The sequence below is a fragment of the Pseudomonas sp. CF161 genome (assembly GCF_000416215.1).
In the GTDB taxonomy this organism is placed as follows: Bacteria; Pseudomonadota; Gammaproteobacteria; order Pseudomonadales; family Pseudomonadaceae; genus Aquipseudomonas.
Window position 1 is genome coordinate 24,633 of the sequence record NZ_ATLP01000102.1, and the last position, 21,423, is coordinate 46,055.

Annotated in this window: 20 protein-coding genes; 15 read left to right on the top strand and 5 right to left on the bottom strand. The window is 61.6% G+C overall.

From position 1 onward, the window contains the following. Positions 1-2 precede the first annotated feature (2 nt). Positions 3-815 (bottom strand): inner membrane protein YpjD, encoded by an 813-nt coding sequence (locus tag CF161_RS22780; protein ID WP_020298975.1) that lies wholly within the window; start codon positions 813-815, stop codon positions 3-5. Between the two features lie 210 nt (positions 816-1,025). On the opposite strand from CF161_RS22780, the gene ffh reads away from it, so the two are divergent. The 5 genes from ffh to rplS all read left to right on the top strand — a co-directional run bounded on the left by ffh (position 1,026) and on the right by rplS (position 4,595). Then, entirely contained in the window at positions 1,026-2,402 is a 1,377-nt protein-coding gene (ffh, locus tag CF161_RS22785) for a signal recognition particle protein (protein ID WP_003209589.1), read from the top strand. Between the two features lie 248 nt (positions 2,403-2,650). Next, the gene (rpsP, locus tag CF161_RS22790) at positions 2,651-2,902 is read left to right on the top strand and encodes a 30S ribosomal protein S16 (protein ID WP_003209587.1); all 252 of its coding nucleotides are present in this window, start codon (positions 2,651-2,653) and stop codon (positions 2,900-2,902) included. Positions 2,903-2,907: 5 nt separating this feature from the next. Further along, entirely contained in the window at positions 2,908-3,444 is a 537-nt protein-coding gene (gene rimM, locus CF161_RS22795; RefSeq protein WP_020298976.1) for a ribosome maturation factor RimM, read from the top strand. Next, complete coding sequence (trmD, locus tag CF161_RS22800; protein ID WP_177326797.1) at positions 3,426-4,199, top strand: tRNA (guanosine(37)-N1)-methyltransferase TrmD; 774 nt, start codon at positions 3,426-3,428, stop codon at positions 4,197-4,199. Before rimM ends, trmD begins: the two co-directional genes overlap by 19 nt. Before the next feature lie 45 nt (positions 4,200-4,244). Further along, positions 4,245-4,595: a 50S ribosomal protein L19 gene (gene rplS, locus CF161_RS22805; RefSeq protein WP_003175895.1), complete on the top strand. Its 351-nt coding sequence runs from the start codon at positions 4,245-4,247 to the stop codon at positions 4,593-4,595. Positions 4,596-4,652: 57 nt separating this feature from the next. Here the strand turns inward: rplS and CF161_RS22810 are convergent, their stop codons facing one another. Next, positions 4,653-6,779 (bottom strand): DUF4132 domain-containing protein, encoded by a 2,127-nt coding sequence (locus CF161_RS22810; protein WP_020298978.1) that lies wholly within the window; start codon positions 6,777-6,779, stop codon positions 4,653-4,655. Between the two features lie 326 nt (positions 6,780-7,105). Here CF161_RS22810 and CF161_RS22815 point away from each other — a divergent pair, with 326 nt between their 5' ends. Continuing rightward, positions 7,106-7,519 carry an acyl-CoA thioesterase gene (locus CF161_RS22815; protein WP_020298979.1) on the top strand — a complete coding sequence of 138 codons (414 nt, stop codon included), beginning with the start codon at positions 7,106-7,108 and terminating at the stop codon, positions 7,517-7,519. An 8-nt stretch (positions 7,520-7,527) separates the two neighbouring features. Here CF161_RS22815 and CF161_RS22820 read toward each other — a convergent pair whose 3' ends face one another. After that, entirely contained in the window at positions 7,528-9,330 is a 1,803-nt protein-coding gene (locus tag CF161_RS22820; protein ID WP_020298980.1) for a sodium:proton antiporter, read from the bottom strand. A gap of 107 nt (positions 9,331-9,437) precedes the next feature. On the opposite strand from CF161_RS22820, the gene xerD reads away from it, so the two are divergent. The 5 genes from xerD (at position 9,438) to CF161_RS22845 (ending at position 14,708) form a co-directional block, all read left to right on the top strand. Beyond that, positions 9,438-10,334 carry a site-specific tyrosine recombinase XerD gene (gene xerD, locus CF161_RS22825; protein ID WP_020298981.1) on the top strand — a complete coding sequence of 299 codons (897 nt, stop codon included), beginning with the start codon at positions 9,438-9,440 and terminating at the stop codon, positions 10,332-10,334. 157 nt (positions 10,335-10,491) lie between these two features. Next, a complete protein-coding gene (locus CF161_RS22830; RefSeq protein WP_020298982.1) occupies positions 10,492-11,223 on the top strand; it encodes a thioredoxin fold domain-containing protein in 732 nt (243 codons plus the stop codon). A 131-nt stretch (positions 11,224-11,354) separates the two neighbouring features. Continuing rightward, positions 11,355-12,659, top strand: coding sequence for a homoserine dehydrogenase (locus tag CF161_RS22835; RefSeq protein ID WP_020298983.1), 1,305 nt, complete (start codon positions 11,355-11,357; stop codon positions 12,657-12,659). Between the two features lie 105 nt (positions 12,660-12,764). After that, positions 12,765-14,174 carry a threonine synthase gene (thrC, locus tag CF161_RS22840; protein ID WP_020298984.1) on the top strand — a complete coding sequence of 470 codons (1,410 nt, stop codon included), beginning with the start codon at positions 12,765-12,767 and terminating at the stop codon, positions 14,172-14,174. A gap of 246 nt (positions 14,175-14,420) precedes the next feature. Beyond that, positions 14,421-14,708 (top strand): DUF3509 domain-containing protein, encoded by a 288-nt coding sequence (locus CF161_RS22845; RefSeq protein ID WP_020298985.1) that lies wholly within the window; start codon positions 14,421-14,423, stop codon positions 14,706-14,708. Between the two features lie 165 nt (positions 14,709-14,873). Here the strand turns inward: CF161_RS22845 and CF161_RS22850 are convergent, their stop codons facing one another. Together CF161_RS22850 and CF161_RS22855 are read right to left on the bottom strand one after the other, a co-directional pair. Beyond that, on the bottom strand, positions 14,874-15,767 hold the full coding sequence (locus tag CF161_RS22850) for a TIGR02285 family protein (protein WP_020298986.1): 894 nt from the start codon (positions 15,765-15,767) through the stop codon (positions 14,874-14,876). A 54-nt stretch (positions 15,768-15,821) separates the two neighbouring features. Next, the gene (locus tag CF161_RS22855) at positions 15,822-17,021 is read right to left on the bottom strand and encodes a CaiB/BaiF CoA-transferase family protein (protein WP_020298987.1); all 1,200 of its coding nucleotides are present in this window, start codon (positions 17,019-17,021) and stop codon (positions 15,822-15,824) included. 362 nt (positions 17,022-17,383) lie between these two features. Between CF161_RS22855 and CF161_RS22860 the strand changes: the two genes are divergently transcribed. The 4 genes from CF161_RS22860 (at position 17,384) to CF161_RS22875 (ending at position 21,405) form a co-directional block, all read left to right on the top strand. Beyond that, on the top strand, positions 17,384-17,878 hold the full coding sequence (locus tag CF161_RS22860; protein WP_256206479.1) for a YjfI family protein: 495 nt from the start codon (positions 17,384-17,386) through the stop codon (positions 17,876-17,878). Positions 17,879-17,893: 15 nt separating this feature from the next. Then, entirely contained in the window at positions 17,894-18,589 is a 696-nt protein-coding gene (locus tag CF161_RS22865) for a PspA/IM30 family protein (protein ID WP_020298989.1), read from the top strand. 63 nt (positions 18,590-18,652) lie between these two features. Then, positions 18,653-19,294 (top strand): hypothetical protein, encoded by a 642-nt coding sequence (locus CF161_RS22870; protein WP_020298990.1) that lies wholly within the window; start codon positions 18,653-18,655, stop codon positions 19,292-19,294. 35 nt (positions 19,295-19,329) lie between these two features. Continuing rightward, positions 19,330-21,405: a flotillin family protein gene (locus tag CF161_RS22875; RefSeq protein ID WP_020298991.1), complete on the top strand. Its 2,076-nt coding sequence runs from the start codon at positions 19,330-19,332 to the stop codon at positions 21,403-21,405. Positions 21,406-21,423: the final 18 nt, after the last annotated feature.

Sequence of the window (21,423 nt, forward strand, 5' to 3'; positions counted from 1 at the left end):
CGTCAGATATGCAGGATGTATTCGCGGACCAGCTTGCTGCCGAAATAGGCCAGCATCAGCAGGCAGAAACCGGCCAGGGTCCAGCGAATGGCCTTGTGGCCGCGCCAGCCGAGGCGGTTGCGCCCCCACAGCAGCACGCTGAACACGATCCAGGCCAGGCAGGCCAGCAGGGTCTTGTGCACCAGGTGTTGGGCGAACAGGTTTTCGACGAACAGCCAGCCGGAAATCAGCGACAGCGAGAGCAGGGTCCAGCCGGCCCAGAGGAATCCGAACAACAGGCTTTCCATGGTTTGCAGCGGCGGGAAGTTCTTGATCAGCCCGGAAGGGTGCTTGTTTTTGAGTTGATGGTCCTGCACCAGCAGCAGCAAGGCCTGGAACACGGCGATGGTGAACATGCCATAGGCCAGGATCGACAGCAGGATGTGGGCGAGAATCCCCGGCGCCTCGTCGATGATCTGCACCGTGCCGGTGGGGGCGAACTGCGCCAGCAACACCGTGGCCGCACCCAAGGGGAACAGCAGCAACAGCAGGTTTTCCACCGGGATCCGCGAGCAGGCCAGCAGGGTCAGCGCGATCACAGCGGCGGCAATCAGGCTGGCGGCGCTGAAGAAGTCCAGGCCGAGGCCTACCGGAGTCATCAGGTGGGTGAAAAGGCTGGCGCTATGGGCCAGCAGGGCGAGGATGCCCAGCGTGACCAGCAGGCGCTTGTTCGCCTTGGCGCCCTTGGCCAGACGAGTGCCTTGATAGAAGGTCGCAGCGGCATATAAACAGGCGGCGGCGAGAGTGGTTAGCAAGCTGGGTGACAAGGGGAGCATAAATCCTGTGAGACAAGCCCGAAAGGCGTTGAGTTTGGCATAGAACCCTTATGGCACGAAAGACCGCGCAACCAGACAGCGAGGTGTCCGCCGCGCGCAGTCTTCGCTATAATCCGCGACCTGCCCACGCCGCAGGCTCGCCGAGCACATGTTGATTCCGGTCTGGGCCGCCATTATCCCGGTCTACACAGGGCCTGAAAGGATCGCGCAATGTTTGAAAACTTAACCGACCGTCTCTCGCAGACGCTGCGCCATGTCACCGGCAAGGCCAAGCTGACCGAGGACAACATCAAAGACACCCTGCGTGAAGTGCGCATGGCGTTGCTCGAAGCCGACGTCGCCCTGCCGGTGGTCAAGGACTTCGTCAACTCGGTGAAGGAACGTGCGGTCGGCACCGAAGTGTCGCGCAGCCTGACACCGGGCCAGGCCTTCGTGAAGATCGTCCAGGCCGAACTCGAAAGCCTGATGGGCGCGGCCAACGAGGACCTGAACCTCAGCGCCGTACCGCCTGCCGTGGTGTTGATGGCCGGTTTGCAGGGCGCGGGTAAAACCACCACCGCCGGCAAACTCGCGCGCTTCCTTAAAGAGCGCAAAAAGAAATCGGTGATGGTGGTGTCCGCCGACGTTTATCGTCCGGCCGCTATCAAACAGCTGGAAATGCTCGCAGGCGAAGTCGGTGTCACCTTCTTCCCGTCCGACCTGAGCCAGAAGCCGGTCGATATCGCGCAAGCAGCCATTAAAGAAGCAAAACTCAAATTCATCGATGTGGTGATCGTCGATACCGCCGGTCGCCTGCACATCGATGAAGAGATGATGGGCGAGATCAAGGCCCTGCACGCCGCGATCAACCCGGTAGAAACCCTGTTCGTGGTCGACGCCATGACCGGTCAGGATGCCGCCAACACGGCCAAGGCCTTTGGCGATGCGTTGCCGCTGACCGGCGTGATCCTGACCAAGGTCGACGGCGATGCCCGTGGTGGTGCCGCGCTGTCGGTGCGGGCGATTACCGGCAAGCCGATCAAGTTCATCGGTATGGGCGAGAAGAGCGAAGCGCTCGAACCGTTCCACCCTGAGCGTATCGCTTCGCGGATCCTCGGCATGGGCGACGTGCTCAGCCTGATCGAACAGGCTGAAGCGACCCTCGACAAGGACAAGGCCGACAAACTGGCCAAGAAGCTGAAGAAGGGCAAGGGCTTCGACCTCGAAGACTTCCGTGACCAGCTGCAACAGATGAAAAACATGGGCGGCCTCGGCGGCCTCATGGACAAGCTGCCGAACATCGGTGGCGTCAACCTGGCGCAAATGGGCAATGCCCAGGGTGCGGCAGAGAAGCAATTCAAGCAGATGGAAGCCATCATCAACTCCATGACCCCGGCCGAGCGCCGCGACCCTGAGCTGATCAGCGGTTCGCGCAAGCGTCGGATCGCCATGGGTTCCGGCACCCAGGTGCAGGACATCGGTCGCTTGATCAAGCAGCACAAGCAGATGCAGAAGATGATGAAGAAGTTCTCCGCCAAGGGCGGAATGGCCAAAATGATGCGCGGCATGGGCGGAATGTTGCCCGGCGGCGGCATGCCGAAGATGTAAAGAATCCGCGTCGGCAGTCATGCCGGCGCTTTCCACGGGGACGTGGAATCTCCAGCAAACCCGCACTTGGGGGCGCTGACCAGCCGTTGTTCGCAACGGCTCCATAGCAAATCTGGATGGCGAGCCGATAGGCGCCGGAAAAAGACATTTGCAAAAGTCCGGATATTCCTTAGAATATGCGGCCTTTCGGGCACCTATGCCCGCTGTGCATTTAGATTTGCAGCACCGACTACAGGAACGATGTTCACATGCTAACAATCCGTCTTGCCCTTGGCGGCTCCAAAAAGCGCCCGTTTTACCACTTGACCGTGACCGACAGCCGTAACCCACGCGACGGTTCGCACAAAGAACAAGTTGGTTTCTTCAACCCGATCGCTCGTGGTCAAGAAGTCCGCCTGTCCGTGAACCAAGAGCGCGTAGCCTACTGGCTGAGCGTTGGTGCACAACCTTCTGAGCGCGTTGCTCAGTTGTTGAAGGATGCATCTAAGGCTGCGGCCTGAGCAATATGAACGCGACGCCTGCCATTGCTGATGATTTGATCGTTATCGGCAAGATTTATTCTGTTCATGGCGTTCGCGGCGAAGTGAAGGTTTATTCCTTTACTGATCCAACCGAAAACCTGTTGCAGTACAAAACCTGGACGCTCAAGCGCGAGGGTAGTGTGAAACAGGTCGAGCTGGTCAGTGGACGCGGGAGCGACAAGTTCCTGGTCGCAAAGCTCAAGGGTCTTGATGATCGTGAAGAAGCTCGTCTTCTGGCCGGTTATGAGATTTGTGTGCCGCGCAACCTGTTCCCTGAATTGACCGACGGCGAGTACTACTGGTACCAGCTGGAAGGTCTGAAGGTTATTGATCAACTTGGGCAATTGCTCGGGAAAATCGATCATCTTCTGGAAACCGGCGCCAATGATGTAATGGTGGTCAAGCCTTGCGCTGGCAGCCTGGATGATCGTGAACGCTTGTTGCCCTATACCGGGCAATGCGTGTTGGCCGTCGACCTGGCAGCGGGCGAGATGAAGGTGGAATGGGACGCGGACTTCTAAGCGTGGCTAATTTGCGCGTTGAAGTGATCAGTTTGTTTCCCGAGATGTTTTCCGCCATCAGCGAGTACGGCATCACCAGTCGTGCGGTGAAACAGGGGCTGTTGCAGCTCACCTGTTGGAATCCGCGAGACTACACGACGGATCGACATCACACTGTGGACGATCGCCCATTTGGCGGTGGTCCGGGCATGGTGATGAAGATCAAGCCCCTGGAAGATGCTCTGGTTCAGGCCAAGGCAGCAGCCGGGGAGGCGGCGAAGGTTATTTACCTGTCCCCCCAAGGCCGTCAACTGACTCAGTCGGCGGTACGCGAGTTGGCGAATGAGGATGCACTGATCCTGATTGCCGGCCGCTATGAAGGCATTGACGAGCGTTTTATTGAAGCTCATGTCGATGAAGAGTGGTCGATTGGCGACTATGTACTCTCCGGTGGCGAGCTGCCGGCGATGGTCCTGATAGATGCGGTTACACGACTGCTGCCTGGAGCTTTAGGGCATGCGGACTCCGCCGAGGAAGATTCCTTTACGGACGGTCTGCTTGATTGCCCGCATTACACCCGACCGGAGGTGTATGCGGATCAGCGTGTTCCCGACGTGTTGCTGAGTGGCAACCACGCACACATCCGGCGTTGGCGTTTACAGCAGTCCCTTGGTCGGACCTTTGAACGACGCGCCGATCTTCTGGAAAGCCGCTCGCTTTCTGGAGAAGAGAAGAAGCTGCTCGAGGAATACATCCGCGAGCGGGACGATAGTTAACAACGTATCGATGGTAAGTCAGACGATTTACCTTAGGAGCACAGCATGACTAACAAAATCATTCTTGCACTCGAAGCAGAGCAGATGACCAAAGAGATCCCTACCTTTGCCCCGGGCGACACTATTGTCGTTCAGGTGAAAGTGAAGGAAGGCGACCGTTCGCGTCTGCAAGCGTTCGAAGGCGTCGTAATCGCCAAGCGTAACCGTGGTGTGAACAGTGCTTTCACTGTTCGTAAAATCTCCAACGGTGTTGGCGTAGAGCGTACTTTCCAGACCTACAGCCCGCAAATCGACAGCATGGCTGTTAAACGTCGCGGTGACGTACGTAAAGCCAAGCTGTACTACCTGCGTGACCTGTCGGGTAAAGCAGCTCGCATCAAGGAAAAACTGGCTTAAGTCCAGCTTCCGATGCAGAAAAAGCAGCCTACGGGCTGCTTTTTTATTGCCTGGCATTTAGCGCCCTGACGCCGTCAGCAGGGCGCAGACGGTATTGGCGATCCTCTCCAGCAGCACCTCGTCATACGGCAACCAGGGCAGGGCAGCCAACTTGCCACTTTGCGCCGCCAGCGCCACATCCGCCGGCGCTCCGTCGCGTGTCACACGGCCGGTGACCAGGTGCACCGCGTAATCCCCGACCCGCACATGACGCCCATCCATCGCCACCTTGCCCTGCTCGATCAGCGGGGCGAAGGCCGTGCTCAGCACCTGTCGGCGCATCAGCGTCATCTGGTTGAGGTTGTGCCCGGCCAGAAGCTCCAGGCGTTGCTCTCTCTTGCCTGGGGGCGTTGGGTTGATGGGCTCGCCAGCGGCGTTCTGCGCCAGTTCCTCGATGGCGAAACTGCTGACGCTGACCAGCAGATCGATGGCCCGGCAGGCTTCTGAAAACACCAGCGGCGGCACATTTTTCAGCCGCACGGTTTGCCAGTGTTGCGCGCTGCGCCGGGCGAAGCTCACGGCGCCAGACAGGCAGTGCCCCTGCAGGCCCGGGTAGAGTTCGGCGCCCACATCGAAGGTCACCTGGATATCCCCCAGGTTGCGGTTCAGGCCGCTGTCGCGGTCGATCTTCCAGCCTTCGCGACGCGCCAGGCCAATCAGTGGACGGATGGAGAGGCTGTGCCCGGCGAATGCCTGACTGCTGTCGCTCTCCAGCTCCTCTGCCAGCGGCAGGTAGTACTCGCGAAACACCTGGCGCACGGGCTGCTTGAGCCGGCGTTCGATGATCAGCTTTTGCCAGGCTTGGCGTTCCGCTGCGTCGGCTGACAATGGATGCCACAGCGAAATCCGCCACCCGGCATCCAGCGTCAACGGCTGGCCCTGGGCATCAACCGCATGGGCGTCGGCGTCCAGCACGAAGCTGCGATTTGGCCCCTGGTCCTGATGGGCAACCCATACCAGTGAGCGGGCAAAGGGCGAGCCTACGGCGGAGTCCGCCAGTTGTGCGCGCCAGTCGCTAAAAGACAGCTCAAAGGCCTGCCACAGCCCGGACTCCAGGCAACTGGCCAGAAGCGCGTGCTGGGCCTTGCCGGGAGCGCTGGTCGGCGCCAGGCGCAGGGCGATTTCGGGGCGTTGCGCCAGGCCGCGTTCGGCGGGCTTGAGGTTGTGCGTGAGTTTTTTCTGGACGCTGGCATGCCGCACCAGGCTCAAGGCGTTGCGCAGAGCCTGCACACTTTCCGGAGTGGGGACCTGCTCGATGCAGTGACCCAGGGCGATGGCCAGGGATTGCGACGGCGCGGTCTTGGCCTGGGTCGGGGCGACGCAGGCCCTGGGCAGCAAGCTGTCCATCAGCGGCGGCAGCCACGGGGCGTCGCGCATTAACGCCACCCGGGCAGCGCGGGCGATCACCGGCGTGTCATCGGTGGTGAAGGCGCCATCGGCCACATAGGGCGTGTGACCGCTGTGGATATCTTCCAGGCGCCGGGCGGCGAGGTTGAGGATCTGTTGCGAGAACTCGACGTACGCGGCGTCCCCCATCAGCACCCTGGCCGGGTCGGCGCTCAAGTGGTGATGACCGGTCCAGTAATCGCTGCCGGCAAGGGCCAGCCGTGATTGCGGTTCGAGTTGCCCGAGCAGCTCGAACTCCTGCCGGGCATAGGGCGCATTGGCGTAATGCTCTTGCACGCAACGTCGCAGCGCGGCCTGGGCTTCTTCATCGACCCACTGCGCCAGGACGTAGGCCTGATGGTAATTCGCCGCCCAGTGCGCAGAAGGTTCATCGAGGATCCTGCGCAGCTCGCTGGCCAATGCCGCGCTCGGCTGGCCGGTGGCATAAGCCAGTTGCTCCACCGCCTCCTGCCAGTTCAGGCAAGTGCGCAGGGCCTCCAGCAGGGTGTCTTGATCGAGCGTCGGGGTCAGTTCCAGCTGCGTGAGCTGTTGCAGGATCGAGGTCGCCATCTGTTGCGCAGCCGGGTTTGCATAGTCGCGCAGGGCCCGGCGGATGGCCGGCCAGAGGCTGCCCAGTTGAGCGGGTGTCAGGGGGCTGATATCGATTGGTGCGCCCACGAAGGCAGGATGATCCGCTCTGTCGGCGCTCAGGCGTTGCAGCAGGTGTTCGACGAGCGAGGGCGTGGGCAGGGTATCCATGGCGCGGGGTCTCCTTTTTCGGTGCGCGGATGATCGCATTTTTTTGTGGCTGATCGTCGCGTCTGGCGTCTGGCGGGTTCTATCGGCCCCAGGCGTGCGGCGATATACTTGCCGCCCCAATAAAGTGTGATCGCCCGAGCCATGCAGCCTGCATGGGCCAGAGGGTGCGTCACATCCTCCCGGCGGTCCCGGCCTGTTGTTATCCACAGGCGGGCGGCCACCCCGTTGTTCCCATCGAGCCCCTGGTCGCTGCCGTGCAGCGCTCATCGGCCCTTTATGCCCGCAGCGTGCCCATGCGCGGATCGACCCATTCAGGCAGTAGACCCATGACCCTTCGTGAGCAAGAAATCCAGCGCCGGACCGAGCTGTCGGTTACCCGTGTGACCAAGGCGGTTTTCCCGTCCACCACCAACCACCACAACACCCTGTTCGGCGGCACCGCCCTGGCCTGGATGGACGAAGTGTCGTTTATTGCCGCGACCCGTTTCTGCCGCCTGCCGCTGGTGACCGTGTCCACCGATCGCATCGACTTCAACCACCCGATTGCCGCCGGCTCGATCGTCGAGCTGGTGGGGCGGGTGGTGAAAGTGGGGAATACCAGCCTCAAGGTCGAGGTCGAGGTGTTTGTCGAAAGCATGAGTTGCGATGGGCGTGAAAAGGCCATTCACGGCCTGTTCAGCTTTGTCGCGATTGATGAAGACAAGCGCCCGGTCCCGGTGCTGCCGGGTTTTGCTGCCTGACCAACGACTCAGGCGCTGTCTTTCTCGATCAGTGCCAGCAAGGTCCAACCGGCAGCCGGTTGCAATGCACTCTCGGGCGTGACCACGTGCACCCAGCCGCTGCTGTCGCGGGCGAAGAGCAGGGTCGCGCGTTCGCCGTGCAGGGCCTGGTAGTCATCCCAGGTGAAGCCGGTGGTCAGGTGCGTGCTGTAGAGCTCGGCGCCCTGGTTCAGCAGGCTGGCCAGTCTGTTGTAGGTCAGGGTTTCATTGCCCAGCAGGTGCCCGCGGTGTTCAAGGCTGGCGCGGTGTTTGTCGGTGCGACGGTTTTCCAGGCCGCTGGTCAGGGTGAACAGGCGTTGGTGGCCGAAGTCGTGACGAAAGCGCATGGCGGCCACGGCATTCAGCTCGCCGGCGGGAGACAGCGCCAGCAGGTGGCCGAGGCCGACCAGGTCCAGGTGGGCGTCGGCATGCTGTGACGCCGGGTTGCCGAAGTAGGTCGGCAGGCCGTCCATGCGGGCGGCGCGGATGTTCTCCCAGTTGGAGTCGGTGAGTAGTACCCGGCTGCCCAGTTGTTGCAGGGCTTTGCCGATGGTTCGCGCGGGCGTATTGGCGCCGACGATCAGGAAGCCGCTGGGCGCCGGCTCCGCGACTTTCAGCAGGCGCGCCAGCGGGCGTGCGGTGGCGCTTTGCAGAACCACGGTGCCAATGATCACGGCAAAGGTCAGCGGCACCAGCAGCAAGGCGCCTTCGTGGCCGGCCTGGTCGAGGCGGATGGCGAAGATTGCCGACACGGCGGCGGCGACGATGCCCCGTGGGGCGATCCAGCAGAGCAGGGCGCGCTCGCGCCAGTTCAGGCTTGAGCCGGCGGTGGACAGCACGACGTTCAGCGGGCGGGCGATGAACTGGATCACCAGCAGCAGAATCAGCACCAGCGGCCCGAGGGCCATCAGCGCCTGTAGGTCCAGGCGCGCCGCCAGCAGAATGAACAGGCCGGAAATCAGCAGCACGCTGAGGTTTTCCTTGAAGTGCAGGATCTGCCGCACATCGACGCCCTTCATATTGGCCAGCCACATGCCCATCACCGTCACCGCCAGCAGGCCCGACTCGTGCATCACCTGGTTGGCGGCAATGAAAATCCCCAGCACCGTGGCCAGGGTGGCGAGGTTGTGCAGGTACTCCGGCAGCCATTGATGGCGCATGACACTGCCCAGGGCCCAGCCGCCGCCGATGCCGAACAGGCTGCCGCACAGGATCACCCCGCCAAAGGTCAGCAGGCTATGGCTCAAGCCGTCGCCGGAAGCGCTGGCAATGATGAAGCTGTAGACCACCACCGCCAGCAGGGCGCCGATGGGGTCGATGACTATCCCTTCCCAGCGCAGGATGTTGGCGATCGAGGCCCGGGGGCGTACCACCCGTAACATCGGCACGATCACCGTGGGCCCGGTGACCAGGGTCAGGGTGCCGAACAGCAGGGCCAGCATCCAGTCGAAACCCAGCAACCAATGGGTGGCCACGCTGATCACGGCCCAGGTCGAAAGGGCGCCGATGGTCACCAGGCGCCGCACGACGCGGCCGATTTCGTGCCACTCGGAAAGGCGCAGGGTCAGGCTGCCTTCAAACAGGATCAGCGCCACCGCCAGCGACACCATGGGCATCAGCAACGGGCCGAACAGTTCTTGCGGGTCGAGCCAGCCGAGCAGCGGGCCGGCGAGGATCCCGCTCAGCAGCAGGAACAGGATGGCCGGCAGCTTCAGGCGCCAGGCCAGCCATTGGCAGCCCAGGGCAGTGACGCCGATGCCGCCGATGGCCAGCAGTATCTGTTGTTCGTTCATTGAAGCTCCCTGTTCCTTGAAATAGCCGGCTATGAAAGACTAGCGACCCTCTGCACAGTTCACTATTTATTTAAGCGCGGCCTTTGGCCTGCGCCTTTCGAGTATTTATGGCCGCCATCGACCATCCCCTGATCGACCGTTTTCTCGATGCGCTGTGGCTGGAAAAAGGCCTGTCGGACAACACTCGCGATGCCTATCGCAGTGACCTGGCGCTGTTCAACGGCTGGTTGCAGGAGCAAGGGCTGGAGCTGCCCAATGCCGGGCGCGAGCTGATCCTCGATCACCTGGCCTGGCGCGTCGAGCAGGCGTACAAGCCGCGTTCCACCGCGCGTTTTCTGTCCGGGGTGCGGGGCTTCTACCGTTATTTGCTGCGGGAAAAGCTGATCGGCGTCGACCCGACCCTGCAAGTCGACATGCCGCAGCTCGGCCGGCCGCTGCCCAAGTCGCTGTCGGAAGCGGATGTCGAAGCCCTGCTGGCCGCGCCGGACTTGAGCGACGCCATCGGCCAGCGCGACCGCGCCATGCTCGAAGTGCTGTATGCCTGCGGCTTGCGGGTCACCGAATTGATCAGCCTGACCCTGGAGCAGGTCAACCTGCGCCAGGGCGTGTTGCGGGTGATGGGCAAGGGCAGCAAGGAGCGCCTGGTGCCCATGGGCGAGGAATCGATTGTCTGGGTCGAACGCTATATGCGCGATGCCCGGGGCGAGCTGCTTGGCGGGCGTCCCAGCGATGTGTTGTTCCCCAGTCAGCGCGGCGAGCAGATGACCCGCCAGACCTTCTGGCATCGCATCAAGCACCAGGCCAAGGTCGCCGGGATCGGTAAATCGCTGTCGCCCCACACCTTGCGCCATGCCTTTGCCACGCACCTGCTCAACCATGGCGCCGACCTGCGCGTGGTGCAGATGCTGCTGGGGCACAGCGACCTCTCTACCACCCAGATCTACACCCATGTGGCCCGCGCCCGCCTGCAGGATCTGCACGCTCGGCACCATCCGCGCGGCTGATCGATAACCGACCGCTGCCAACGCTCTTGCGTCAGCTGTAGTCGGCCCCTGCGGGCATATGTGATAGGCTTTGCCGGTTTGCAAAGTGGGCGGTTATGACCCGGTGTTCCAGTACGGGCGTTCTACCCGTCCCATTTGTCCGCCTCCAGGAGTTCCCATGCGCGTGACCCAGATTATCGCCGCCGCAGCCATTGCGTTGGTCAGTACCTTTGCCATTGCCGATGACGGCGCTGAAAAAAATATTCGCAAGAGCCTTGAAAGCCTGCAGCTTGAAACGCCGGTCGAAAGCATTAGCCCAAGCCCGCTGTCCGGCCTGTATGAAGTCAAGCTCAAGGGCAGCCGCGTGCTGTACGCCAGCGCCGACGGCCAGTTCGTGATGCAGGGCTACCTGTTTCAGCTCAAGGACGGCAAGCCGGTCAACCTGACCGAAAAAACCGAACGCCTGGGCATTGCCAAGTTGATCAACGGTATCCCTGTCGCGGAAACCGTGGTTTACCCGGCCATCGGCGAAACCAAGACCCACATCACCGTCTTTACCGACACCACCTGCCCTTACTGCCACAAGCTGCACGCCGAAGTGCCCGAGCTGAACAAGCTGGGTGTCGAAGTGCGTTATGTTGCGTTCCCGCGCCAGGGCCTCGGCTCGCCGGGCGACGAACAGTTGCAGGCGGTCTGGTGTTCGGCGGATAAAAAAGCCGCCATGGACAAGATGACCGACGGCAAGGAAGTCAAGGCGGCCAAGTGCGCCAACCCGGTTTCCAAGCAGTTCGCCCTGGGTCAGTCGATTGGTGTGAACGGTACGCCGGCCATCGTTTTGGCTGATGGCCAAGTGATTCCGGGCTACCAGCCTGCGCCACAAGTCGCCAAACTGGCGCTGGGTGCGAAATAATCCTGCGTCGTCGAGCCTTTGACGATCATGGCGTGGCGCTTTTGGGCGCTGCGTCATTAATAGAGAGCCGCGCGGTCTGCGGCTGATTTCCACGGCCGACCTTGAGTCGGCCGTTTTATGGGGAGTTCAAAGTGAATCCGGTCAAAGTAGGCATCTGTGGGCTGGGTACCGTCGGTGGCGGCACCCTCAACGTACTTCAGCGTAACGCCGAGGAGATTGCCCGCCGTGCCGGGCGTGGAATCGAAGTGGCACAAATTGCCATGCGTACGCCAAAGCCTCAGTTCCAGACGACCGGTATTGCGATTACCAACGATGTCTTCGCCGTGGCCACCAACCCTGAAATCGATATCGTCATCGAGTTGATGGGTGGCTACACCGTGGCCCGCGAGCTGGTGCTCAAGGCCATCGAAAACGGCAAGCACGTGGTCACCGCGAACAAGGCGCTGATTGCCGTCCACGGCAATGAAATCTTCGCCAAGGCTCGTGAAAAGGGCGTGATCGTCGCCTTTGAAGCCGCAGTGGCCGGCGGTATCCCGGTGATCAAGGCGATTCGTGAAGGCCTGTCGGCCAACCGCATCAACTGGGTGGCCGGGATCATCAACGGCACCGGTAACTTCATCCTCACCGAAATGCGCGAGAAGGGCCGTACCTTCGAAGACGTGCTGGCCGAAGCCCAGGCCCTGGGTTATGCCGAAGCCGACCCGACCTTTGATGTCGAAGGCATCGATGCGGCGCACAAGCTGACCATCCTGGCGTCCATCGCCTTTGGTATCCCGCTGCAATTCGACAAGGCTTACACCGAAGGCATCACCAAGCTGACCACCGCCGACGTGAACTACGCCGAGGCCCTGGGCTACCGCATCAAGCACCTGGGCGTGGCGCGCAGCACCGCTGCCGGCATCGAGTTGCGCGTGCACCCGACACTGATCCCGGCTGACCGCCTGATCGCCAACGTCAACGGCGTGATGAACGCCGTGATGGTCAATGGCGACGCCGCCGGTTCGACCCTGTTCTACGGCGCTGGCGCCGGCATGGAGCCGACCGCTTCGTCGGTGATCGCCGACCTGGTGGACGTGGTTCGCGCCATGACCAGCGACCCGGAAAACCGCGTGCCGCACCTGGCCTTCCAGCCGGATTCGCTGTCGGCCCACCCGATCCTGCCGATCGAGGCCTGCGAAAGCGCCTACTACCTGCGGATCCAGGCCAAGGATCATCCTGGCGTGCTGGCCCAGGTGGCGAGCATTCTGTCGGAGCGCGGCATCAACATCGAATCGATCATGCAGAAAGAAGTCGAAGAGCATGACGGCCTGGTGCCAATGATCCTGCTGACCCATCGCGTGGTGGAGCAGCGCATCAATGATGCGATCAACGCCCTGGAAGCCCTGCAGGGTGTCGTGGGTCCGGTGGTCCGCATCCGTGTCGAACATCTGAATTAACAGCAGCGGCAAGCGGCAAGCTTCAAGCTGCAAGTGAGGGCGGAGGCGCTTTTCACTTGTAGCTTGCAGCTTCTGGCTTGTAGCTCAAACCGAAGGTTTGCTCCTATGCGCTATATCAGTACTCGTGGCCAGGCACCGGCCCTGAATTTCGAAGATGTGCTGCTGGCAGGTCTGGCCAGTGATGGTGGTCTCTATGTGCCGGAGTGCCTGCCACGCTTCACCCAGGAAGAAATCGCCTCCTGGGCCGGCCTGCCGTATCACGAGCTGGCGTTTCGGGTCATGCGCCCGTTCGTTGCCGGCAGCATTCCGGATGCGGATTTCAAGAAGATCCTGGAAGAGACCTACGGTGTGTTTTCCCACAGCGCCATCGCCCCATTGCGTCAGCTGAATGGCAATGAGTGGGTCCTGGAGCTGTTCCATGGCCCGACCCTGGCGTTCAAGGATTTTGCCCTGCAACTGCTGGGTCGCCTGCTCGATTACGTGCTGGCCAAGCGTGGCGAGCGCGTGGTGATCATCGGCGCCACTTCCGGTGATACCGGTTCGGCGGCGATCGAAGGCTGCAAGCATTGCGAAAACGTCGACATCTTTATCCTGCACCCGCACAAGCGTGTGTCGGAAGTGCAGCGTCGGCAGATGACGACCATCTTTGGCGAGAACATCCACAACATCGCCATCGAAGGCAACTTCGACGACTGCCAGGAAATGGTCAAGAACAGCTTCGCTGACCAGGGCTTCCTCAAGGGCACGCGGCTGGTGGCGGTGAACTCGATCAACTGGGCGCGGATCATGGCCCAGATCGTCTATTACTTCCACGCAGCCCTGCAGTTGGGCGGCCCGGCACGTTCGGTGGCGTTCTCGGTGCCGACCGGCAACTTCGGCGACATCTTCGCCGGTTACCTGGCGCGCAACATGGGCTTGCCGATCAACCAGTTGATCGTCGCCACCAACCGCAACGACATCCTGCACCGCTTCATGAGCGGCAATCAGTACGTCAAGGAAACCCTGCACGCGACCCTGTCGCCGTCCATGGACATCATGGTCTCGTCGAACTTCGAGCGTCTGCTGTTCGACCTGCACGGTCGCAACGGCGCGGCCATTGCCGGCCTGATGGACAGCTTCAAGCAGGGTGGTGGTTTCAGCGTTGAAGAAGAGCGCTGGACCGAAGCCCGCAAGCTGTTCGACTCCCTGGCCGTGGATGATGCGCAGACCTGCGAGACCATCGCTGAAGTCTTCGCCCAGTGCGGCGAGTTGCTGGACCCGCACACCGCCATCGGCGTGAAAGCGGCCCGCGAGTGCCGTCGCAGCCTGGATACGCCGATGGTGATCCTCGGTACCGCACACCCGGTCAAGTTCCCGGAAGCGGTGGAGAAAGCCGGTGTTGGCAAGGCCCTGGAGCTGCCGGCGCACCTGTCCGATCTGTTCGAGCGCGAGGAGCGCTGCACGGTCCTGGCCAACGACCTGAAAGCGGTTCAGGGGTTTGTCAGCCAGCACGGTAATCGCGGCAAGCCGCTCTGATCGAGCAGGCCACGTAGCTTTTCAAGCCCGTCTCCGGACGGGCTTTTTTGTGGGCGTCGCCCAGGCGGATTGTGCTGATGGACCCCGGCCTGTGTTTTATCCCTGTCATCTTTGCCGTGCATGCTCGCAAGACTCGGGTCGACATGACCTGGGGCCTGCTGACGAACTTTCTTCTCGGGCCGGTGGTCACTTATTGTGGACACGCCCTAAAGCACTGTGTTTTCGGACTATTGAGTGGTGATCGAGATGGAAAGTATCAGCCTATTGCTGGGTGAAGCTTTGAGCCCGTATCAGGTAACTCTGACCCCGTCGGGTGCCCACGGCGAATGCCTGGTGACCTTGAAAAATGTGCAGGGCGCCATCGTGCTCGAACGTGAGATCAATCAGGCGCAGTTGACCGATAAGCGCCTGTTGACCGATGTCGTGGATGGCCTGCACCGAGATTTGTTGATTGCCGAAGGGCGTCTGGAACCCTGCGTGATTGCAGCTTTGCGCAATGCGGCGCAAGAAAAGGCTTTCGACAGAAGGCCCTGATTTAACTTTTTGCGGAACCTTCCTGCCCCAGGGTCGTCAGACCTTGTATCAGCAGGATCAAGCATTGTGCTCCGGTGCTTGTAGCTTGTTGTACTGGTCTTTGTAGGCCACGTTTAACCCCGAGTCGTCTCCCCACTTCTCGGGGTTTCTTTTGTCCGGCGTTTATCACTGCTCGGGATTTTCCCGAAAAAGCGCCAGGGCATCCTTGCGGTACTCCTCGCGTATCGGCGGCTCCAGCCAGGCGGCATACAGCTCGATCAGGCGGTTCTGGCGCAGTTGCAGCAGGGTCTGGTTGATGCGCTCGATGGCGTGTCGCCCCTGGGCCGTGTTCGAGCAGCCGACATGCACCGCCTGGTATTTTTGTACGCCAATAATCGGATAGAACTCCAGGCTGCTCGGGTCGATACCTTGCTGCTGCGCCTGGAAGCGGATTTCCGGCTGGTAGCCGATCAGGGTCTTGAGCCTGCCCAGGCGTTGCATCTGCAGCAGGTTGCCGATGGCGCTGTTGCCATAGTGGGCGGTGAGGGCGTCGCTGGGGGCTTTGCCCAGCAGGCCGTCGATCTGATCGCCATAACTGCGCTCGGCGACGATGCCGACGCTACGCGGTCCGCTGGCCAGCAACGCGGCCAGGTCCAGCCGGCCGTCCTGGATAAAGGGTCGCAGGCTGGCATGGTCCTGGCGCAGGGCCGCCACGCCATTGCTGAAGGCGCGAAAACTGATTTTTGAAAACGCCAGCCACTGCGCGCGCTGCGGGGTCAGCATCAGTGATGGGTCGCAGGCGAAGGGCGAGTCGCGGAGCATCTGTATGCCGCGGGCGCGGTTGACGTGGACGATGGTGTGTTCGTATTCCGGCAGGCTGGCGAACAGGGCGGGCAGTATTTGATCGACCACACCCTGGTCTTTTTGCGGGCCTTCGAAAATCGTGGTCGGCGGCAGGTCGCGTAACAGCCAGAGCAGGGTTTCCTTGGCCTGGCCGACCTGCGGAAACCCGCTCAATACCAGCAGCAGCGGCAGGATGCGCTTCACGGAAGTGGTTCGCCGGCTGCTGCGTGGGCCCATCAGGGGGTCGATTCTCTGTGGCAAACATTCATCCTGCTGCATCCTCGTCAGGGGCTAGATCGCCCCGGCTGCGCGCAGACGGCTGATCTGCTCGCGGTCATAACCCAATGCGTCCAGCACCTGCGTGGTGTGCTCGCCCAATTGCGCGCCGACCCATTCGCAAGTGCCTGGCGTCTCAGAGAGTTTCGGCACGATGCCGGGCATCTTGAAATCTTTCCCGTCCGGCAGCTTGGCCTGGAGGAACATTTCCCGGGCCAGAAACTGCGGGTCGCTGAACATGTCCTCGGCGCTGAAGATCCGGCTGGCGGGCACTTCGGCGCGGTTCAACTGTTCAACCACCTGGTCCAGAGGCAGCGAGCTGACCCAGCGATCGATCACCCCGTACAGTTCGTCACGCCGGCTGTCACGCCCGTCATTGCTGGCCAGGACCGGGTCGTTGGCCAGGTCTTCGCGACCGATCAGCAGCATGAAGCGCTTGAAAATCGCATCGCCGTTGGCCCCGATCTGCACGTGTTTGCCGTCGGCGCTGGTGTGAATGGACGAGGGGGTGATGCCGGGCATGATATTGCCGGTGCGCTCGCGGATAAAGCCGAAGACATCGAACTCCGGAACCATGCTTTCCATCATCGCGAAAATAGCTTCATACAACGCCACATCGACCACCTGGCCCTGGCCGCCGTTGACCTCTCGATGGCGGAGCGCCATCAGTGCGCCAATCACGCCCCACAAGGCGGCAATCGAATCGCCGATGGAGATCCCGGTGCGTACCGGTGGGCGATCCTCGAAGCCGGTGATGTAGCGCAGGCCGCCCATGGATTCGCCGACCGCGCCAAAACCCGGCTGGTCCTTCATCGGGCCGGTCTGGCCGAAGCCGGAGAGGCGCACCATCACCAGCTTCGGGTTGAGGGCGTGGAGGACGTCCCAGCCCAGGCCGAGTTTTTCCAGGACGCCGGGGCGGAAGTTCTCGATCAGGATGTCGGCATCGCTCAATAACTGCTTGAGGATGGCCAGGCCGTCGGGGTGTTTGAGGTTGAGGGTCAGGGACTTTTTATTGCGTGCCTGGACAAACCACCATAGCGAAGTGCCTTCATACAGCTTGCGCCACTTGCGCAACGGATCGCCGCCATCCGGCGACTCGACTTTGATCACCTCGGCCCCGAATTCGGCGCAGATGCGCGAGGCAAAGGGGCCGGCAATCAGGGTGCCGAGTTCGATCACTTTCAATCCGGCGAGAGGCTTGCTGAGGGTATCCATGGGGCGTCCGCGAGGCAGGAAAATCCGCCTAGCCTAGACCATTGATGGCGTTTAGGGCACTGCCGGGCGCTGGGCTTTTTCCTGGGCGGCGTGGCGTGGCCGGGCAATTGGTGCTTCTCATTCAGGGCTCCAGCGGGTTTAATTGCCGTCTGCCAAGGATTGCGCGCTTCGGAAAACCAGGGAAAGGTCCTCGTGTCTTGTTTACCTCCCTCCCTTTTTCCGGCTTCAGGCGTGCCCTGAGGTTTTGTTTTGCGTGCCGAAAAAATGTCTGTTTAGTATCACGCGTGATGCTATTGAAATTCTCACGCGTGATGAATTAATCTCTCTTCCATGCAAACCGAGTCCTCAGTTAATACCCACGAATATTTCGCCAATGCCTGCATGACCGGGGCCCGGTGGAAAAGGAAGGAGACATGAGCATGCCGCAAACCTGGAATGCCCAAGCACTGTGCCAGGCCCTGGCCGGCACCGAGTTGTTCAGCGCTGGCGATGCCAGTGTCGAGTTGCTCGACGGCGCCGACGCCAGCCTCCACGTGACCATGCATGAATACGGCGACTTGCCGCTGTTCGTGGCCTTGCACGGAGGGCAGATCCTGGTCGAGGCGCTGCTCTGGCCGCAGAGCGCGGTGAGTGACGTGGCAGCCTTCAACGAGGAAGTGCTGCTCAGTCGCCAACTGTTTCCGCTGTCGAGCATCGGTCTGGACACCCAGGCCGATGGCGAGCGCTGCTACAGCATGTTCGGCGCGTTGAGCGCGACTTCGCTGCTGTCCAACGTGCTGTATGAGATCGAGACCCTGGCCAGCAACGTGATTCGCGCGACCGAGGCCTACGAAGGCTATCTCAAGGCTCAGGCCTGATCTGGAGGAATGCACATGAACGTTTGGAGCAAATTGCTCACCGCCCTGCGTGGCGGCGCGACGGAAGCCGGCGAGGCCCTGGTGGACAGCCAGGCGCTGCGTATTCTCGATCAGGAAATCCGCGATGCCGAGCAGGCGTTGCGCTCATCCAGAGAGTCTTTGGCACAGATCATGGCGCGCCAGAAGCTGGCCTCCGAGCAGGTGCAGAACACCGCAGCCCGGGTCAGTGAATACGAAACCCATGCGCTCAAGGCCCTGGAAGTCGGCAACGAAGCCCTGGCCCTGGAAGTGGCAGAGAAGATCGCCCAGCTTGAAGCCGAGTTGCGTGCCGAGCGGGAACAGGCCGAGGGCTTTGCCGCCAGCGTCAGTCAGTTGCGCAAGGCGGTGAATCAGACCGAGGGCAATATCAAGCATTTGAAACAACAGGTGGATACGGTCAAGGCCACCGAAAGCGTGCAAAAGGCCCAGTTGGCCGTGGCCCAGCGCTATGGCGGAACCCAGAACAAACTGCAAACCGCGGTCGAGTCCCTGGAGCGCATCAAGCGCCAGCAGGCTGAACGCGCGGCGCAGATGGAGGCGGCCGAGGAGTTGGCCAGCGCCGCCAGCCCCGAGGACGCGCTGCACGCCAAGCTGCGGGCCGCCGGGATCATTGAAGACCGCCACAGCGCCAACAGCGTGCTGGCGCGTCTGAAGGACCAGGGCAAGACCTGATTCACCGTTGTCGATGGGCAAGGCCAACTGGCCTTGCGCGCTTTTTTCAGGGATAGGAACGCGATGGAAATCTTCCTGCAGACCGTATTGTCATTTCCCACCGTGCTGTTCAGCTTCATGCTGTGCCTGGCGGTCATCTACTGGGCCATCGTCGCCCTGGGCATGATCGACATCGACCTGCTGGACGTCGAGGCCGACTCGCTGCTCGAAGGCACCGGCAACGCCGAAGGCCTGGCCGGCCTGCTGATCAAATTCAAGCTCAACGGCATTCCGCTGACCCTGGTCCTGACCCTGCTGTTTTTCTTCAGTTGGTTCATCACCTATTTCGCCGAGTTGTTCGTTCTCAGCCACCTGGACCTGGGGCTGTTGCGTTATCCCCTGGGCCTGGTGCTGGCCGTGATCGCGCTGTTTATCGCCGCGCCCATCAGTGCGCTGATATGCAGCCCGCTGCGGCCGTTGTTTCACAAGATGGAAGCGCCCAACAGCCGATCGGTGATCGGCCAAACGGCGGTGATACGCAGTGGCCGGGTCACCCTGGAGCACGGCGAAGCCATTTTGCAAGACGGTGGCGCGGGCCTGATCCTGCGCGTGCGTGCCGATGAGGCACTGGCTTTCAAGCGCGGCGATCGCGTCGTGTTACTGGAGTATCTGGAGGCGCAACACGCCTATCGGGTCATTACCGAGGCCGAGTTCCGGGGCATCTGACCCCGACTCCCTCAGATCAAAGGAGATTGATTTCAATGAACTTACCGTCACTGCTGCCCATCCTGTTCGGGGTCGGCCTTGTCGTTCTGGTGGTCTTCGGCCTGCTGGCGCTGTTCAAGGCGTTCTACATCAAGGTTCCGCAGGGCACCGCGCTGATCGTCAACGACATGTCCTCGACACCCAAGGTGCATTTCACCGGCGCCCTGGTGTACCCGGTCATCCACCTCAAGGAGTTCATGAAGATCTCCCTGCTGACCCTGGAAGTCGACCGTCGCGCCAAGGACGGGCTGATTTGCCGTGACAACATGCGCGCCGACATCACCGTGGCCTTCTACCTGCGGGTCAATGAAACCCAGGAAGACGTGCTCAAGGTGGCCAAGGCCATCGGTGTCGATCGTGCCTCCGATCGCTCGGCAGTCAACGAGCTGTTCAACGCCAAGTTCTCCGAAGCCCTGAAAACCGTGGGCAAGCAGTTCGACTTCGTGCAGCTGTTCGAGAACCGCCAGGATTTCCGCGATCGCATCATCGAAGTGATCGGCAACGACCTCAACGGCTATGTGCTGGAAGACGTGGCCATCGATTACCTGGAACAGACCGCCAAGCACTCCCTGGACCCGAGCAACATTCTCGACGCCGAGGGCATTCGCAAGATCACCGAACTGACCGCCATGCAGAACGTGATCACCAACGAACTGGAGCGTAACCAGGAACTGGCGATCCAGAAGAAAAACGTCGAGACCCGCGAAGCCTCGCTGTCCCTCGAACGCCAGCAGGCCGATGCCGAAGCGCGGCAGAAGCGCGAGATCGAAACCATCCGCGCCCGCGAAGAAGCCGAGACCTCCAAGGTCCAGCAAGAGGAGCGCCTGAAGTCCGAGCAGGCTCGCATCCAGACCCAGCAGGAAATCGACGTACGCACCGAGAACCATCAGCGCGAAGTCGAAGTGGCGCAGCAGAACCGCCAGCGTGCGGTGGTGATCGAGGTGGAGAAAGTCACCCGCGCCAAAGACCTGGAAATTGTCTCGCGCGAGCGTGAAGTCGAGCTGCAACGCATCGACAGCGAAAAAGCCCTGGAAGAGCAGCGCAAGAACATCGCCGTGGTGATTCGTGAGCGCGTAGCGGTCGAGAAGACCGTGGCCCAGGAAGAAGAGCGGATCAAGGAAGTGCGCGAGATCTCCCAGGCCGAACGTGCCAAGCAGGTCGTCGTGCTCCAGGCGCAAGCCGAAGCCGAGCAGGAAATGGTCCGCCAGGTGAAACAGGCCGAAGCCGACGAAACCCGCTCCAAGCACCGCGCGGTGGAAATCAACAACCTGGCCCAGGCCGATCTGGAAGCCGCATCCAAGCAGTCCGAAGCCAAGAAACGCCTGGCCGAAGGCCTGGAAGCCGAACGCGCTGCACCTGGCCTGGCCGATGCGCGGGTTCTGGAAGTCACCGTCGCCGCGCAAGAGAAGGAAGGCATGGCCCAGGCACGGGTTCGCGCGGAGCAGATGATCGCTGAAGCCCGTGGCGAGCAGGAAAAAGGCCTGGCCGACGCCCGCGTCATGGAAGCCCAGGCGCAAGCCAAAGAGAAAGATGGCCTGGCCGAAGCCAAGGTCATGGAAGAGAAGCTCGGTGCCCAGGCCCGTGGCGAAGCCCAGTTGGGCGCGGCCAAGGCTCAGGCCACCAAGGACATGGGTTCGGCCGAGGCCGAAGTATTGCTGGAGCGCCTGAACGCCGAAGCCGAAGGCCTGGGCAAGAAGTTCGGTGCCCTGGATTCCCTCAGCGACAGCGCCCGTCAGCACGAAGAGTTCCGCATGCAGCTGGAGAAGAACTTCGAGGAAGCGATGGCTGCCATCGCCGCCAACAAGGACATCGCCAAGGACCAGGCACAAGTGCTGTCCGCCGCCCTCAGCAAGGCCAAGATCGAAATCGTCGGTGGCGAAGGCGACTTCTTCAACTCCTTCGCCAAGTCGCTGTCGGTGGGCAAGGCCATCGAAGGCGTGGTCGGCAAGAGCCCGGTGGTCCAGGACGTCCTGTCCCGCTTGCTCAACGGCAAAGGCATTCCCGCCGTAGCCGCCGAGCTGGCCGCCGCTGCTGCCGAGCGCAAGCTCGACACTCCGGCAGCTGAAGCCTGATGCACCTGTAGTCGCTGC